Origin of the sequence: Thalassotalea algicola, from assembly GCF_012932965.1 — a bacterium.
GTDB classification, from domain to species: Bacteria; Pseudomonadota; Gammaproteobacteria; order Enterobacterales; family Alteromonadaceae; genus Thalassotalea_F; species Thalassotalea_F algicola.
Map to the genome: position 1 here is coordinate 237,392 of NZ_JABBXH010000003.1, position 17,222 is coordinate 254,613.

17 protein-coding genes are annotated in these 17,222 nt (G+C 39.5%); 10 read left to right on the forward strand and 7 right to left on the reverse strand.

Translation table 11 applies throughout. The features are described from left to right. Nucleotides 1-110 precede the first annotated feature (110 nt). The 3 genes from HII17_RS09800 to putA form a co-directional block, all read right to left on the reverse strand. Nucleotides 111-350: a hypothetical protein gene (locus tag HII17_RS09800; protein ID WP_169075195.1), complete on the reverse strand. Its 240-nt coding sequence runs from the start codon at nt 348-350 to the stop codon at nt 111-113. 304 nt (nt 351-654) lie between these two features. Further along, a complete protein-coding gene (locus tag HII17_RS09805; RefSeq protein ID WP_169075196.1) occupies nt 655-2,187 on the reverse strand; it encodes an AbgT family transporter in 1,533 nt (510 codons plus the stop codon). Between the two features lie 171 nt (nt 2,188-2,358). Beyond that, nucleotides 2,359-6,171 (reverse strand): bifunctional proline dehydrogenase/L-glutamate gamma-semialdehyde dehydrogenase PutA, encoded by a 3,813-nt coding sequence (putA, locus tag HII17_RS09810; protein WP_169075197.1) that lies wholly within the window; start codon nt 6,169-6,171, stop codon nt 2,359-2,361. Between the two features lie 144 nt (nt 6,172-6,315). On the opposite strand from putA, the gene HII17_RS09815 reads away from it, so the two are divergent. The 6 genes from HII17_RS09815 to HII17_RS09840 all read left to right on the forward strand — a co-directional run bounded on the left by HII17_RS09815 (nt 6,316) and on the right by HII17_RS09840 (nt 12,465). Next, nucleotides 6,316-6,792, forward strand: coding sequence for a winged helix-turn-helix transcriptional regulator (locus HII17_RS09815; RefSeq protein WP_169075198.1), 477 nt, complete (start codon nt 6,316-6,318; stop codon nt 6,790-6,792). Nucleotides 6,793-6,827: 35 nt separating this feature from the next. Next, a complete protein-coding gene (locus HII17_RS09820) occupies nt 6,828-7,139 on the forward strand; it encodes a hypothetical protein (protein ID WP_169075199.1) in 312 nt (103 codons plus the stop codon). A gap of 46 nt (nt 7,140-7,185) precedes the next feature. Then, nucleotides 7,186-8,829, forward strand: a complete 1,644-nt coding sequence (locus HII17_RS09825) for a M28 family metallopeptidase (protein ID WP_235938703.1) — start codon at nt 7,186-7,188, stop codon at nt 8,827-8,829. A gap of 141 nt (nt 8,830-8,970) precedes the next feature. Next, nucleotides 8,971-9,819 (forward strand): HDOD domain-containing protein, encoded by an 849-nt coding sequence (locus HII17_RS09830; protein ID WP_169075201.1) that lies wholly within the window; start codon nt 8,971-8,973, stop codon nt 9,817-9,819. Between the two features lie 263 nt (nt 9,820-10,082). Continuing rightward, nucleotides 10,083-11,504: a sodium-dependent transporter gene (locus HII17_RS09835; RefSeq protein ID WP_169075202.1), complete on the forward strand. Its 1,422-nt coding sequence runs from the start codon at nt 10,083-10,085 to the stop codon at nt 11,502-11,504. A 67-nt stretch (nt 11,505-11,571) separates the two neighbouring features. After that, nucleotides 11,572-12,465: a class I SAM-dependent methyltransferase gene (locus HII17_RS09840; protein ID WP_169075593.1), complete on the forward strand. Its 894-nt coding sequence runs from the start codon at nt 11,572-11,574 to the stop codon at nt 12,463-12,465. Between the two features lie 11 nt (nt 12,466-12,476). Here HII17_RS09840 and HII17_RS09845 read toward each other — a convergent pair whose 3' ends face one another. Beyond that, complete coding sequence (locus tag HII17_RS09845) at nt 12,477-13,097, reverse strand: LysE family translocator (protein WP_169075203.1); 621 nt, start codon at nt 13,095-13,097, stop codon at nt 12,477-12,479. Then, nucleotides 13,097-13,948, reverse strand: coding sequence for a DNA ligase (locus tag HII17_RS09850; protein WP_169075204.1), 852 nt, complete (start codon nt 13,946-13,948; stop codon nt 13,097-13,099). The genes HII17_RS09845 and HII17_RS09850 overlap by 1 nt, the downstream gene beginning before the upstream one ends. A 132-nt stretch (nt 13,949-14,080) precedes the next feature. On the opposite strand from HII17_RS09850, the gene HII17_RS09855 reads away from it, so the two are divergent. After that, complete coding sequence (locus HII17_RS09855; protein WP_169075205.1) at nt 14,081-14,299, forward strand: hypothetical protein; 219 nt, start codon at nt 14,081-14,083, stop codon at nt 14,297-14,299. 123 nt (nt 14,300-14,422) lie between these two features. Further along, nucleotides 14,423-14,662 (forward strand): PGPGW domain-containing protein, encoded by a 240-nt coding sequence (locus HII17_RS09860; protein WP_169075206.1) that lies wholly within the window; start codon nt 14,423-14,425, stop codon nt 14,660-14,662. A 64-nt stretch (nt 14,663-14,726) separates the two neighbouring features. Here the strand turns inward: HII17_RS09860 and HII17_RS09865 are convergent, their stop codons facing one another. Further along, nucleotides 14,727-15,440 (reverse strand): DUF3581 family protein, encoded by a 714-nt coding sequence (locus tag HII17_RS09865; RefSeq protein ID WP_169075207.1) that lies wholly within the window; start codon nt 15,438-15,440, stop codon nt 14,727-14,729. Nucleotides 15,441-15,557: 117 nt separating this feature from the next. Then, a complete protein-coding gene (locus HII17_RS09870; RefSeq protein ID WP_235938704.1) occupies nt 15,558-15,833 on the reverse strand; it encodes a GIY-YIG nuclease family protein in 276 nt (91 codons plus the stop codon). A 25-nt stretch (nt 15,834-15,858) separates the two neighbouring features. Here HII17_RS09870 and arfB point away from each other — a divergent pair, with 25 nt between their 5' ends. Both arfB and HII17_RS09880 read left to right on the forward strand, forming a co-directional pair. Beyond that, nucleotides 15,859-16,281, forward strand: coding sequence for an alternative ribosome rescue aminoacyl-tRNA hydrolase ArfB (gene arfB, locus HII17_RS09875; RefSeq protein WP_456243351.1), 423 nt, complete (start codon nt 15,859-15,861; stop codon nt 16,279-16,281). A gap of 7 nt (nt 16,282-16,288) precedes the next feature. Continuing rightward, on the forward strand, nt 16,289-17,119 hold the full coding sequence (locus tag HII17_RS09880; protein ID WP_169075209.1) for a DUF2797 domain-containing protein: 831 nt from the start codon (nt 16,289-16,291) through the stop codon (nt 17,117-17,119). Nucleotides 17,120-17,222 lie beyond the last annotated feature (103 nt).

Below are 17,222 nucleotides of genomic sequence, written 5' to 3' on the forward strand. Positions count from 1 at the left end.
AAGAGAATGAAAAAAGGCGCCAATTGGCGCCTTTTTATATTTGGCTACTTTCTATATAGGTCCCTATAAACAAGAAAGCGTTATTGATAAACACTGGCTCTAATAATGCGTTAATTAGCGACTACTAGTTCCCTAACCTTTAGCGATAAGTCGGTCTCTATTTTAGACACTCTATCCTCAATGTTTTTTGTAGAGAGATTTACTTGTATTAACTGATTGCTCAGCTTTGATAACTCTTTTGATAGTTCATCATTGTGTCGTTGTAATTGCTGATTTGAATTTATTAAAAATGCGAGTGAAATAATGATTAGCGCAAGGATAATAAATTGAAAGATGGTTGATATTTTCATAATAGCTCCTTTTAGAATACCTGCTAAATACAGTAGGTTAATAAGCGTGTAAAGTTCATTTTGCTCGAAGAATTTGTTATTGAGGGAGTGTTTGAGTTTCTACTTTTTGATAAGTGCTGGATGAAAAGTGGCAGGCAGGGCATTACAGAGTGTCAGATCATGAATATATTCATTTGAAGCAAACAGAGTAGAAACAGAAGAAAAGCGCCATCATGCTGAGAGTGTTGAAGCGTTGAAAAAGGTGAGTCTAGAGTACCTAAACTCACCTCAATGATGCAGAATTAATCACTATTAAACAATTTAACTAACTAGGCAAATATTGGTAACTTGCTTGTATGCCCAATGGAATACCCAACCACCAATACACCAATAAAAATAGCGTCCAGGCTATCATAAATATTAACGAATATGGCACCATCATTGCGGTAAGAGTGCCAATTCCAGCAGAAGTTACATAACGTTGGCAGAATACGACTACAAGTGGAAAATATGGCATTAATGGAGTGATAATATTCGTACTTGAATCACCTATTCTATAAGCGGCTTGTGCCAAATCAGGCGAAAACCCTAGGGTCATCAGCATTGGAATGAAAATTGGTGCAAGTAGCGCCCATTTAGCGGATGCGGAGCCGACAAATAAATTAATTAATCCGGTAAGAACAATAATGCCAGCAATGGTAACGCCACCAGGCAGCGCCATTGATTTTAAAAATTCAGCGCCTTTTAAAGCCAGCAGTACCCCTAAGTTCGATTGACCAAAGGCATAGATAAACTGTGCGATAAAAAACATGATAACTAAATAATAGCCCATGCCAGACATCGCTTTACTCATTCCTTCGACAAATTGTTTCGAGCTACGAATAGAGCCCACAATTAAGCCGTATACTAGTCCAGGTATAAGAAACAGTAAAAAAATAAGCGATACTATTGATTGCATCAGTGGTGCAGTAAATGCCGTAAGACTACCGTCACTTGCTCGCCAAGGAGAGCCTTCTACAATTGCGGTGACATATAATAATCCTAGACTTACTAGGATAGAAACAAGTGACCAGCGTAGAGCTATTTTTTCCTCAGGTTTAAGCGGCTCCATTGTTGGTAAGTCTGATAAATCGCCATCTAGTTTGTTTTCTTGAAGCTTTGGCTCAACAATTTTGTCGGTAATGAACCAAGCCAAACTGATAATGAGTATCGATGAAATCGCAGTAAAGTAGTAATTGTTTAACGGGTTAAGTGTTACTGATGGATCTAATAATTGTGCGCCAGCTTGTGAAATACCTTGCAACATCGGATCTAAAGCAGATGGAACGAAATTGGCAGAAAAACCACCTGAAACCCCAGCAAAAGCAGCTGCAATACCAGCAAGCGGGTGTCTACCAGCAGCATAAAATATTACGCCACCGAGTGGTATTACTAAAACGTAACCTGCATCTACCGCGGTATGACTTACAATGCCGACCAACACTATCATTGGTGTGAGCAACCATTTCGCAGTGACAGATAATAGCGCGCGTAAGCCGGTATTGATAAACCCTGAGTATTCCGCTATCCCAATGCCAAGCATAGCGACTAGCACTACGCCAACCGGATGAAAGTGGGCAAAATTAGTTACCATTGAAGAAAGTAACTGAGTAATTGCAACGCCAGACAGTTGGTTGTTGATTTGTAATGCCTGCCCACTACGAGGATCAGTTAAATTAAAATCAATGCCTGATAGTGCCCAAGACAACACCATAACTATCCCAAGCAGTAAAATAAATAATGCCGCAGGATCGGGAAGTTTGTTTCCCCATATCTCTATTTTGTTCAGTATGCGCTGAAATCGTACAGGTTGTTGCATGCTGGTTCCTTGTTATTATTTTAATGATATATTCCAGTGGATATAACAGCATAAATGAGTTCGTTTGTTAACATAACTTTCACTGCTTATTAACAAAAGTTTAGGGTTTTGTGGCTAATACAAACAAAAAAGCCAGCTATATAGCTGGCTTTTACTCTTATCAATTATATTTTAACCTACGTTAGATTCCATGGTCATTAATGACGCATTACCACCAGCAGCGGTAGTGTCGATGGTGATTGTTTTCTCTGTCACCATGCGATGGAATAAACTTTTGTTAGTATAAGCGGTAATGAGTGGCAAAATTGCCCCTGAGCGCGCGGCAATAGTTTCTCCAACAAATTTCTTAAGTGGGCTTTGGTTGTCAACCACAGCTCCTGCTAAGAAAGTGTGGTTAAGTACCGCAGGCAGATGGCCAAGTTTTGCTACTGTAAACACACCTTGTGGTAAACCAATATATTCAAGAAGTGCGGCAATGCTTTGTGTTTCCGATAAGTATTGCTCATCAACGACCGCGACTACACAGTTACCTGCGGCAAGTGCTGATATTGTCGAAATCAACCAGAAGTTAAAGCTTGTGTCAGTACAACGCAATGTCGCAACCGTACCACGAGATTCCAAGTAAAGAATGTTAGACTCCCCTGTTGGACCCGGTAATTCGGTTGGTTTTGCTAATGTTTTTTCTGCAAAAATTAATTGTGCTCTAGCATCTGTTAAGGTTTGCGCAAGGCTCACTTCTTGTTTTAATGCCACTTTATTTGATGCTAATTGAGCAAGTAACTGACGCAAATAAGACACGCGATCATTGAGTGACGTAAAGCTCCACTCAAGCTCTTTTCGCTTAACGTTAGCTAAGGCACTTGCCACTTCTGATACTGTTGACTTACCTTGTTCAAAAGTATTGTTTAGGGCAGTCGATTGTTCAGCTGTCATTGCCACATCAACGGTAGCTGCTTTTTCTTTTACTAATCGTGTTAAGTACATTGGGCCACCTGCTTTAGGGCCAGTACCTGATAATCCACGACCGCCAAATGGCTGGACACCGACAACCGCGCCAATCATGTTACGATTTACGTAAACGTTACCGGCTCTTGAGCGCGCTGCTAAGTATTTAGCTTTATCTTCGATACGCGTATGAATGCCCATAGTTAAGCCAAAACCTGTACCATTGATTTGGTCGATAACATTTTCAAGCTCGGACGCTTTGTAGCGAATAACGTGCACAACTGGGCCAAATACTTCTTTTTTCAATACCGATAAATCGCTGATTTCATATAAACGTGGTACGAAGAAGTTATGATCGTCTTCTTTGATGTTGGCAGCTAATTCTGGAGCTTTACATGCATAATGCAACGTGCCACGAGAATTTAAGTAATCGACATGTTCATTCAAGGCGTTTAATGCACGCTTGTCGATAACTGGGCCTACATCTGTCGTCAGTAATGCAGGGTCTCCGACATGTAGCTCCTGCATAGCACCTTTGATCATAGTGATGACTTTATCGGCAACATCTTCTTGCAAGAATAACACACGCAATGCTGAGCAGCGTTGACCAGCGCTTTGGAAACCTGATGCAACAACATCATCCACCACTTGCTCTGGAAGGGCTGTGGAGTCAACGACCATACAGTTTTGGCCGCCTGTTTCAGCAATTAGCGGTACTGGATCACCTGAGCGCTCTGCTAGTTTTTGAGAGATCCAAGTACCTGTTTCAGTTGAGCCAGTAAACATGATGGCCTGAACTCTCTCGTCTGGAACTATCGTTGCGCCTACTTTGCTACCACGAGCAATAACAGGCTCGACAACAGACGCCGGTAGTCCTGCTTGTTGCATTAACTCAATAGTACGCAGCGCAACTAAACTCGTTTGTTCGGCAGGTTTTGCCACTACTGTGTTACCGGCAACAATAGCTGCTGATACTTGACCTAAGAATATTGCTAGTGGGAAGTTCCAAGGGCTGATACATAGGACTACGCCACGAGATTCTAATGTGCCATCAGCAAGTAAAGTTTTAGCGCGTGCCGCGTAGTAGCGACAAAAATCAACCGCTTCCCTTACTTCAGCAACACCGTCAGGAGCTGTTTTACCTGCTTCTTTTGTACACATTGCTATTAATTCATCACGGTGTTGTTCTAATAAATCGGCAGTTTTAAGTAGTACTTCACTGCGTCTTTCAACACTGGTAGTTGACCAGCTTGCAAATGCGTTATGAGCGCGCTCAACAATATCTGTCATTTGTTGTTCGTTGGCATGCTCAATATATCCAAGTACTTCATTGTGGTTAGCTGGATTCGTTACCGGTTCTGCACCATCAACTGCTGCTATTGCTTGAGTAGTTTCAAACCACTTGTCCATGTTGTCACGCATCACGGTAACTTGGTCGATATCGGTTAAATCGATACCTTTAGAATTAAGGCGTTCTTCGCCGTATAACTCAATAGATTGAGGGATTTGCGGATTGTACTTATTCTGCCAACCTTGCACGACTTCAACTGGGTCAGTAAGCAAACTTTCAACAGGAATGTTGTCATCAACGATATTGTTAACAAAAGAGCTGTTTGCCCCGTTTTCAAGTAGACGGCGCACTAGGTAAGCCAATAAATCTGAATGTTCTCCCACTGGCGCATATACACGACAAGGTACTTTTTTGCCATTAACTACTTGGTCGAATAATGATTCGCCCATCCCGTGTAATCGCTGGAATTCAAAACCTTGTAAGTTGTCAGCCATTTCTAATATCGTGGCCACTGTATAGGCGTTATGTGTAGCAAATTGCGGGTAAATCGTATCACGATATTCAAGTAACTTTTTCGCACATGCTTGATAAGAAACATCGGTTGATGGTTTACGAGAAAACACCGGGAAGTCTTCAAAGCCTTCTTCTTGAGACAATTTAATTTCACTGTCCCAGTAGGCGCCTTTGACTAGGCGAACCATCATTTGACGGCCAACTTTTTGCGTTAATTCACGTACCCACTCAACCACGAAAAGTCCACGTTTCTGGTATGCTTGAACGGCAATACCAAAACCGTTCCAACCATCAAGATCTTTATCAGCAAAAACGGCTTCGATAATATCTAATGAAATATCTAAGCGATCTGCTTCTTCGGCGTCGACAGTAAAACCAATATCATACGCTTTGGCTGCCAACGCTAATTTTTTAAGACGTGGAATTAACTCATCAATCACGCGATCACGGTGTGAGAATTCATAGCGAGGGTGAATTGCTGAGAGCTTAATTGAAATGCCAGGACTACGTTGTGGTCCTTTATTATTTGCAGCACTGCCAATTGCATCGATAGCTGTCATGTAGGCATCGAAATAACGATCAGCGTCGGCCATCGTGCGAGCGCCTTCCCCGAGCATATCGTAAGAGTACGTATAGCCTTTTGCTTCTGTTTCTTTTGCGCGCTCAATTGCACCACCAATTGTGTGGCCCATCACAAATTGAGTACCCATAATTTTCATCGCGTAGCGAACAGCTTTGCGAATAACAGGTTCGCCTAAACGGCCAACCGTTTTTTTCAATAAACCAAATTGCTGAGTTTTCTTTTGATCAGAATAGTTCACCAACTTACCGGTAAGTAGTAAACCCCATGATGAGGCATTCACAAATAATGAATCGCTATTACCAATATGTGATGACCAATCGCCTTCAGCTAATTTATCGCGGATTAGACTATCAGCAGTTGCTTTATCTGGAACTCGAAGTAATGCTTCGGCCAAACACATTAAAACAACCCCTTCTTCTGTGGAAAGCGAAAATTCGTTTAACAGTGCATCTACACCGCCTTTACCAATTTGGTCTTTACGAATATTTACCACTAATTGACGGGCATAATCCCAAGCACGTGATTTAGCATCAACGCTTATTTCTGCAATCGGTAAAAGGTTTGCCAATACTTCATTTTCATCTGCACGATAGTGATCGCGAATGGTTTGGCGAATGGTACTTTCAGCTGTTAGTGAGCCAGTAAATAGCATATCGTCACCTGTGTAATAATCAAAGTTATATAGTTAGTTAGCACGATATTTTACGTAAAACATAGCAGTATTATTTGGCTTTATTTGTTAAAATGCAGAATAATCTACCGTTTAAATACAATAAAACCATAAAAGGTACTGTTTATGAGTCAGGGTAAGTCACGCACCTTAGATCGTATCGATTTAACTATTTTAGACACTCTTCAAAAAGAAGGACGAATTTCTAACGTAGAATTAGCTAAGAGAGTTAATTTAAGTGCTAGTCCGTGCTTGGATAGAGTGAAGCGTTTAGAAAGTGAAGGTTTCATTGAAAGTTATGGCGCTACATTAAATGCCGCTAAGCTTAGATATGGAATGTCTGCCTTTATTCAGGTCACGCTTGACCGCACTACCGCTGATGTATTCAACAACTTTCGCGATGAAGTCGTAAAAATCAAAGAAGTGGCTGAATGTCATATGATTGCTGGTGGTTTTGATTATTTACTTAAGCTTCGCTTTGAAAATATGGATGCTTATCGCCAAGTTTTAGGGATTATTGTTGAGCTGCCTGCTGTTGCGCAAACCCATACCTATGTTGTCATGGAGCATGTTAAACGGGATTCAGGCGTGCCGATAGATTAAAGCAGTAAGCCAATGTTAACGAAGCCAATGGAATAGTGAATGAAAAATGGCAGTTAGCGCATCAGCCACTCGGTGTAGTAGAGAGTAATTATTACCAAGAGTGTCCTTGGAATTACGAACCAAGTGCTCAGTCAGTAAATCAAGGGTTAAAACAAACTGTATTGTCTGTTGGCGGTAATGCAATGGACCTCGACCGTTGTTATAGAGATACCACATCAGGGAGGTGCAATATTTATTTGGAATGTGCGGCACAAGCTTATGTAGTTGAGCCATTTACGTCGCTTTATCGGTTAAATCTAGCGACTTATCTTATCAAATATAGCGTTTTCTTATGGGGCAATATATAGTGCTCCAGTCGTCTCATAATCATCAATAATTACTATGAAAAATTTTATGCTTAAGGCTCCTGTAGCCTTAATTTTAGCCGCTGGTTTAGTTGCATGTAACCAGCCAGCAGAGCAAGTCTCTACACCAACTTATCCTCAAGTTAACGAAAACAATATTAAAGCCCATGTAACTTTTTTAGCAGATGATACGCTAAAAGGGCGCGATACTGGGAGTGAAGGCTACCAAGTAGCAGCAAACTACGTTAAATCTTATTTTAAACAATATGGCTTAACGCCAATGGGTGAACATGACACTTTTGAACAAGACGTAACGTTTAGAAAAGCATTCTTGGAAGAAAATGGCGCAGGGTTAACAATAAGCACAGCAAGTGGTGAGCATTCATTAACGTTTCCTGAGCAGTTTATAGCAGGTGGCTCTGCACTTTCTACGGAATCTTCAGTTGATGCTGAAACTGTGTTTGTTGGCTACGGCGTAGTGAACAAAGAGTTTGGATTAAATGATTATGAAGGGCTAGATGTTAAGGGCAAAGTAGTTGTAATGCTAACTGGCCGTCCTGATGAATTACCTTCAGAAGAAGGCGCGCATATTGGTTCATCACGTGAAAAGGCCCGTCATGCTGCAGAGCAAGGTGCAGTGGGTATTATCAGCGTTCATACACCAAAACGTGAAAAAGTACGCAAGTTTACAGTGTCTGCAAAGTATGCTGATGGCCCTCGTTACAGTTGGTTGAAAAAAGATGGTTCGCCATTTGGAGCATATGCTGAAATTAAAGGTGGTGCTTATGTAAGTCATGAAGCCGCAGCGCCTTTATTTGAAAATGCCGCTCTTTCTTTAGAGGAAGTGTTTACGTTAGATACGGAGAACAAAGCAATTAAAGGTTTCCCTTTAGCGGCAAAAGTAAGCTTGTCGAACAAAAGTAGACATGAAGAAGTTACTAGTCCAAATATTGTTGCAGCAATTGAAGGGAGTGATCCTGTACTTAAAGATGAGTACGTCGTATTTAGCGCCCACCTTGATCACATAGGTGTACGTGAACATTCAGATCACGATGACAAAATTAATAACGGTGCCTTGGATAATGCCTCAGGTGTTTCTATTTTATTAGAAACCGCTCGAATGTTATCAAGCATGGAAAATAAGCCCAAACGCTCTATTTTATTTGTTGTAGTAACCGCTGAAGAAAAAGGGTTGTTAGGTTCTAGTTATTTTGCAAATAACCCAACGGTTCCTGCAACAAAACTCGTGGCAAACGTAAACTTAGATATGCCACTTATTTTATATCCGTTTGCCGATGTTATTGCTTTTGGTTCAACGCATTCAACATTAGGTCCTATTGTTGAAACTGCGGCGAAGAAAATTGATATTTCGCTTAGTGAAGATCCTATGCCTGAGCAAGCACTATTTACGCGTTCAGATCATTATAGTTTCGTAAAAGCGGGTGTGCCTTCGGTGTTTTTAATGACTGGTTTTCAGTCAAAAGACCCTGAAATTGATGGCGGTAAAATGTTCATGGAGTTTTTATCAACACATTACCATAACCATAGTGATGAAATTGACTTACCTATTCGTTATGACGCCGCAGCATCATTCGCTGAGGTTAACATGATGATTGGGCTAGAGATTGCTAATCAGGCAGAGCGTCCTATATGGAATGACGGTGATTTCTTTGGCAAAACATTCGCTCAATAGCGCCTAATTATTATTGAATGATTAAGGCGCACGTGATTGATTCCGTGCGCTTTTTTCTTTTCCAGTGTAAAGTGAATATCTTAAGCTTAGAATAAAGTTTATCTGCTAATTAGTAATAAGCACCTAAAGGATGTTAGTGATATGCAAGCTCACGATTATGCGATACAGGCAAATGGCTCTTTTGCGTTACCTGATGCCTGTTTTAAAGTGAAAGCGTTAATGGAAGATGAATCTTCTACAGTTGAAGATTTTGCCAATGTCATCAGTATTGACCCTTCTATGACTTCACGATTATTACAGATTGCCAATAGTGCAATTTATAGTTTTCAAGGTGAAATTAGTACCATTTCGCGTGCGATTACTATTATAGGTACTCAATCTATCTACAATATGATGTTAGTTGATGTAGCGGCATCAGCTTTTAAACGTTTCTCTAATGAATCAATTGACTTAAGACGCTTCTGGCGGATGAGTATCTATTGCGGTTTAGCGTCTAAGAACTTAGCAATTACCGCTAATATTCGTGATATCGAGCGATTATTTGTTGCAGGGCTTTTACAAAATTTTGGTGAGCTTATTGTCGCAAAAGTTTCACCTGAGACAGCTAAGCAATGTGAGCAATATGACGTTAGTTCTTTGCCTTGGCAGTTACAGGAAAAGACATTAGGGTTTACTTACACAGATGTCTCTGCCGAATTACTTAAAATTTGGCAGATACCAGAAAAAATCATTCTACCGATAAAACATTTTAATCAAGCACGTGATATTCAAATTAATAAAGACGTTAAAGTGCTCTATCTCGCCTCCCGGTTGGCGTTGGTTGATAGTCACCCTGAGCTTTATAGCTATGAAGATATTGTCGATGAAACAATGTGTAGTACGTTAAATATTAGCATTGATGAGTTAGCGGCAGCGGCAGAATTTGCTTACGATGAAGTCGACAATATAATGAAAATTATGGGGGCAAAATTTTATCAAAAACCGGAATGATAAAATTAATAAATGACGTTTTGATGAATCTACGAAAATCTTAGTTTGTTGTTTCCTAAGGGCTTTTTGATATTTGTATATCAAGCTGCCCAAATATGTATACAGTTTGCTTAAAAACCAGACATGCTAAGGGAAGACAAGAACAAAAAACCTTGCTAGCATCTGGCGGGTTAAAAATTACAACATGCGCCTTATCTAAGACTCAAATAAAAAAATCACATAACTCATTGCTTAGATAACTATAACTATAATCAAGGAAACTTATGACTGCGCCTAGAGAACATTTTAGCTCCCGTTTAGGGTTTATATTAGCAGCTGCAGGCTCTGCTGTCGGTATTGGTAATTTAGTGGGCTTCCCCGTAAACGCCGCCAAAAATGGTGGTGGTGCTTTTTTACTCGTTTATGCAATTTTTGTTTTTTTAATTTGCTTGCCTGTGATGATGGCGGAAATGGCGATTGGTCGCAAAACACAGAAAGAACCGGTTGGTGCTTATAAAGCATTAAATAATGGTGGTAACGGTTGGAATATTGCCGGCCTTCTAGGTGTGTTAACGCCGTTTATGATCGCCGTGTTTTACATGGTATTAACCGTTTGGATATTCGGTTATATAGTGATTACTTTAGGTGGTGGCTTAGATTATCTGGCAGGTCCTGTAGCATTTGGTGAATTTATCAATAGCCCATGGATCTTTGCCGCAATGATTATTGTTGCGGCAATCGTGTACTTTATTTTAGTTGCTGGTGTTAAGGAAGGTATAGAAAAAGCCGCGAAAACATTAATGCCAACATTGTTTGTTATGCTAGTGCTAATGGTTATTTTCGTGCTAACCCGCGAAAATGCGATGGCTGGTTTAAGGTTCTTCATTATCCCTGACTTTGACAAAATAACCCCTTCAGTCATTAATGGTGCTCTATCTCAAGCCTTTTTCTCACTATCATTAGGTATGGGGATATTAATTACGTACGGTTCATATATCAGCAATAAAACTGATATCGTAGGCTCCGCAAAATTAGTAGCAATCACTGATACTGCAGTTGCGTTTACGGCTGGTTTAATGATTTTACCAGCAGTATTTTCATTTAACCCAGATGTTAATCCTCAAGAGTTAAGCGATAGTTCTGTCAGTTTGATTTTCACTTTTTTACCTAAAATATTCTTGGCACTACAAACCTCACTTGGTTATGTAGCCGCAAGTGGTATTGCCGCATTTTTCTTTATCTTAGTATTCTTCGCAGCAATTACTTCGCTTGTATCAATTATTGAAGTACCGGTTTCTTATTTAGTGACTGAAAAATGTCATTCTCGTAAAAAAGCACTGCGTATTTTAATGATGACTGCTGGTGTATTAACTTTATTTGCTTCTGTGTCGTTTGGAATGGTGAGCTTTTTTACAGAATTTACTAGTTACGCAGGTGGAACGCGTTCGTTCTTTGATGTGGTTTATGATGTGTTCTATGACACTATCTTACCGTTGAATGGTTTGTTACTTTGTTTATTTGTTAGCTACCGCTGGAAGAAGCATAACCTTTCTGAAGAGTTAGCAACAGGTAATGACGGCTATAAAGGTTCGTTGTCTGAGAAGTATATTAACTTTTCACTAAGTACATTTATTCCAGTTATTTTACTGGGCATTTTCTTAAATACCGTTGCGGTGAAATTCTTTGGTATTAATGTTTTTGGCTAAATAGACTGAGCTAGAGAAAAAGGCGCATCGAGTGTATGATGCGCCTTTTTTATTGTCTGTAATAAATATGAAAGAACTCATTCAGCACATTAACTTTAATAACTTACAAGAAGCTCAGCGGTTATTTCATGGTCGTGGTCATGCCTACCCAGGCTATGAACAAATCTGTGTTGATTGGTTGTCACCTGTTGTATTAATTACGTTGTACAAAGAGGAATCATCTGAACACTTGGCGCAACTAGCGTCGCTACTGAATGATAATATCCCCCAATCGACTAGTGTGCAGGTACAACACCGTTGGCAGCCTAGAGCACCATTTGAACTACTATTAGGTGAAGACGTACGTCAAACACACGCGTTAGAATCTGAGTTGAAATATCATATTGAATTAGGAAATGCGCAAAATACTGGGCTGTTTCTTGATATGAAAAATGGCCGAGATTGGGTGCGAGAAAATGCTAAGCAATGCAATGTGCTGAACTTGTTTTCTTATACTTGTGCTTTTTCTGTTGCTGCAATAGCTGGCGGTGCTCAGCAAGTGGTGAATATTGATTTAAGTAAGGCTTCACTTGCAAAAGGGAGAGAAAATCATCGGCTAAATCAGCAAGCTACCGACAAGGTTATCTTTCAAGGTGTTGATATTTTTAAGTCGTTTGGTCGATTAAAAAAATTTGGTCCTTATCAAATGGTTATTGTTGATCCTCCATCATTTCAAAAAGGCAGCGTAAATATAGAAAAAGACTATGGAAAAATTCTCCGCCGACTACCTGAAATGGTAAGTGATAATGCTAAAGTGATGCTGTGTTTAAATAACCCTGACTTAACCGAGCAGTTTCTTTTCGACAAAGTGGCAGAGTATTGTCCACAGCTTGAATTTGTTGAGCGCATAGGAACGCCTAAGGTATATCAAGAAGCACAATCAGGCAGAGGCCTGAAAGTACTTGTTTTTTCTTATCAATAATTGAAGAAAGGCTAATTTAATACCACACGGGCAGCAAGCAGCACTAAGAAGCCACCGGTGACTTTATCGATAATGTGGCTGTTTGATTTTAGCTTGTTTAGGATAGGACCTCGTGTCAGCATAAAGGTTACTAAGCAGTACCAAAGTGCATCGATAATGCCAACCGTAGCTGTCATAATCACTTTTTGAGCGTTACTCGCATTAGCATCAACAAATTGGCTGAATAAGGCTAAAAAGAATATGGCTAATTTAGGGTTTAAAAACGCAATAAGAAAGCCATTGCGCCACCCATTGACAGTTTCTGAATTTGTCGCTTCTTGCTCGTTATCAGCTAGATCAAGTTGTTGTTTTTTACTCATTAACGCAGTAACGCCAAGATAAAGTAAAAAAGCGGCACCAGCGTATTGGATAAATGAAAACAGAATAGGCGATTGTACAAGAATGATGCCAATACCTGTTGTTGTGATACCAGCATATAAAGCTACACCCAGACCGTGACTTATTGAGCTGGCATAACCGGCTTTAGCTCCACCAGTTAATGTATTTTTAACGACTAGGGCTAGGCTTGGGCCTGGAGAAAGTGCACCCATAATACAGATCGCTACTAGCGACAGCCATAAATGTAATTCCATTAATCTACCTTTGCGAGTTGTCTAATTCGAAGAAAGCTTGCGAATCTTGGCACACCTTTACTTGTTTTGCCACTGTATTTGTAGGTGATTATACTGCCTATAGGTGGTGGATTTTCCCTTTCTACATCGCTAAAACCGGAACCAACTTTAAATATCAATCCATCATTTGTTTTAACTCTAAGTGCACCTAGCTTGTTTAAGTATTTTCCTTTACCTGGTAGATGAGCAATCACCAATGCTTCAGCATCATAAAACGGCTTAAGCTTCATAACATTGCGACTTCTTCCTTGTTTATAATAAGCCTGTGCTTTATGCAGCATAAGCCCTTCACCTCCAGCGCTAGTTGTTATTTCTAGCCATTTACCTAACTGTGCATTATCAGTAACTCGATATTGTTCAATCATCTGAAGGTGACGATTATTAGCGTTTAATACAATATTTCTCATACTTGTTATTCGTTCTGAGAAGTTACCTTTGTGGGTGGGTATGTCAAATAACATAAACTTCACTTTCTGCCATTCGTAATCTTTAGCCTGCATTTTATTGGCGATTGCTGCTATTTGTTCAAACTGGCCTCGATTTATCCAAAGTTCACCTTCTAATGCTTTATTTGGCCAGTTCTTAGTAAAGAAAGTAGGTAGGTTTATACGATGGCCTCTACGGGTATACATTTGGCTGCCATCCCAATAGCCTCTAACGCCATCGAGTTTTTCACTAACCCAGTATTGGTTAAAGTCAGCTTCTTGTTGGTAAGTCGTTGCCAATTGAATATTTAAAGGATTATTTTCTGCGGCAGTTGTTATAGGCGAGGCTATGGTAAAGGCCAATATTAATAACCAAAATATGTGCATTGATTGTTCCTCATTAGCTTGATGATATCCTTATCACTAGCTATAGGTTAGAAGAAAAGTGCGATATTTCAAGGCTGTACTATACTTTAGGCGGTATTATCTGGAACCAACCAAAAGGCTAAGGACAGTCAAATGTATTTAAAAACGTATACGCTCATCTTTATTGTTTTCTATTGCGTTAGCGCTATGGCTAATGCAGCAAAATGTGACAAGTACAAAACCAAGCTAGAGAAAATTCAGAGCCAACAGCGCCTCGCAAATAGTGTTAAAAAGAGTAACAAGCTTAAAGAACGTGAACTTAAAGCGTTCAAAAAGTGGCGTAAATGCCAACAAGGAAAATTAAAAAAGTAACCAAATGTTATGTTTTTTAACCAAAATAAATCAAAGGTAATTTGTAATGCATTGAAAAATATAAACTAAATATATTGGCGTTGTCTTTGCTTTATTCCTTTTGTTTTAACAAGAGGGAAGTGTATGTCGTCGCAAATTAGAAAGCTCATGATCACGATTGTTGGTGGATTCTTAGCGTTTATTGGTGTGGTATTTATACTCGTGCCAGGACCCGCATTCTTATTTTTGCCAATTGGTTTAGCAGTGCTTAGTTTAGAATATCCTTTGGCCAAAGACTGGCTAAGAAAGAGTCAGCGTTGGATGAGAACAGGTGCGGTGAAAATGGACGCTTGGGTAAGTCGTTTAAGAAGGCGTAAAAAATAAGGTCGATAATCACTAGGAGAACTACCGACCTTAGGAGAATTTGATTGCTAGTTATATACGCAAGCTAAGCAGCGTGGTGATAACTGGCTTTTGAGGCCATGTATTCTTCACTAATTTTACTGATCGTGTCGCTGCAATATGGGCGGAGTCCGCTCAGTACCATATGTTTTTCACCACGGCCAATCTGTTTACCATCACTGAATAGGTTGAAGGCTAAACATGCATTGCCGCGCTTACCGTCAATAGTGAGTGTTGATTCAGATAGTTCAAGCGAAACATCTTCGGCACTAATATCAAACATTTCAATACTCATGCTTTCATACATTACCATTGGTCTCGCTGGGTTAATCATGACATCATTTTTTGCCATTAGGTCACATAAAATATGTGGGAATGTATGCCCAGAAAATCCAACGTAAGCTTTAATAAGAGACTCTATTAGTGTCGTGTTTTTGGTGCACGTGCCTTGAGAGTTAATTGTTAGGTATTGTTTTTCATTAGCATCGGTAATGACATCTTCGTTGGTAAGTTGCTCGGGAAAATTTAGGGCGATGCCATCGGTAACCATACCCGAAAATTTAAATGCCATTTTTTCACATAAGCCGGCTTTATTTAAGATTACAGCAAATAATAAGTCGCCAGGAACACAGAAACGCTTAGCATCTACGTTATGTAATGGATTGAAGTCATCAGCAATTTGTTTAGCGAAATCACTTGCTTGTTTGCGTGTAAACTCCACTTTATTATCAATTTGATTGAAAAACTTTTCTACGAACATAAATTAACCACTTAGATCTTAAATCGGCGCGCATTCTATCAGGTGTTGTTGTATAAATCTAAAGCAGAATGACAAAGCAGACCAGTAAAAATAAGGCTTGAGCGTACAGGTGTAGTGCTAACTCTCTTTCGAATCATTATAGTTGGCGACTAATTTTTCTTTTTGTAGTTTTGAAAGTTTTTTAATGGCGTATTCTCGTTGATAAGCAAGCTTTTTATTGTCGCAAACCTCTTGATATGCGAGTGTTACCGGACGCCTTACGCGTGTATACTTAGCGGCAAGGGTATTTGATTGATTATGTTCGTCTACTCGTCGACTTACATCTATTGTCACACCACAATAAAGGCTATTGTCTATACATCGTAATAAGTATACGTACCACTGTTGTGACATTTTTATCATTATATTGGAGTTAATTGTGGAAGATATTATTGAAGTTGATCGCTATTGTCACCTGCGAATCAGTGATATAGAGTTTTCTGCGATCCGAGCACAGGGTGCAGGTGGTCAACACGTAAATAAAACTTCAACTGCGATACATCTTAGATTTAATATTCAAGCGTCTCAACTACCGGATAAGACCAAACAAAGGTTATTCGAGATAAAGGACCAACGATTGTCAAAAGACGGTGTTATTATCATTAAGTCACAAGATAGTAGAAGTCAGGAACAAAACAAGCTTGACGCTATCCAAAAGCTAGTGAAGTTAATTCAAAGTGCAAATAAGGTTCAGAAAGTTAGAAGGGCGACTAAGCCGACAAAATCTTCTATAAAGAAACGCTTGGAAAGCAAAAGTAATCGTAAGCAGTTAAAACAACAACGAAAAAGAGTCGTGATATAGAGGGCACATGAGTACAGAAATTGGCGCATTAAGCAAAATGAAGGCGCAACGTTTAGACAATGGAGAGATTCAATATCAACTACCTATTGGTGATCAACGTATTGAACTGAACCCGTTAATTGGCAAGGAATTGACGCTGATTTATCACAATGAGATACGCTGTTGTCATTGCAATAGAAAAACTAAAAAGAGTTACTCTCAAGGTTATTGCTATCCATGCATGCAAAAACTAGCGCAATGTGACATGTGCATTATGAAACCCGAAACATGCCATTTTGAGCAAGGTACATGTCGAGAGCCTAGCTGGGGGGAAAGCAATTGTATGATCCCTCACTACGTTTATCTTGCTAATACATCAGGCTTAAAAGTTGGAATTACTCGTCATACACAATTACCTACTCGATGGATTGATCAAGGGGCAACTCAGGCCTTGCCTATTTTTAAAGTAAGCACTCGATTGCAGTCAGGCTTAGTGGAAATTGCATTAGCAAAATTTATCGCAGATAAGACTAATTGGCGAGCAATGTTAAAAGGTAGTGCTAATGCAATTGATCTCAAGCAAAAAGCTAATGAGTTGGTACCTGAAATAGATGCAGCATTAGCCGATATTCGCTTGAAGTATGGTGAAGAATCGGTTGAGCTTCTAGATGAGCCTGTGGTAGATTTGCATTACCCTGTTATGCAGTATTTAGATAAAATAAGCTCCTTTAATTTTGATAAGCAGCCGATCATCTCGGGTACCTTGCTTGGTATTAAAGGGCAGTATTTAATTTTTAATACGGGTGTGATTAATATGAGAAAATTTACCTCATATCATATAAGTGCAGATTTTAATTAAAAATTCTTGTTTTTTATTGATTGCTACTATAATTGCTGTAATGGACCTTGCTGTTCAACCAGTCGCTTTTTTTGCAATGTAGTTGGTTGATAAAAAACTAGTT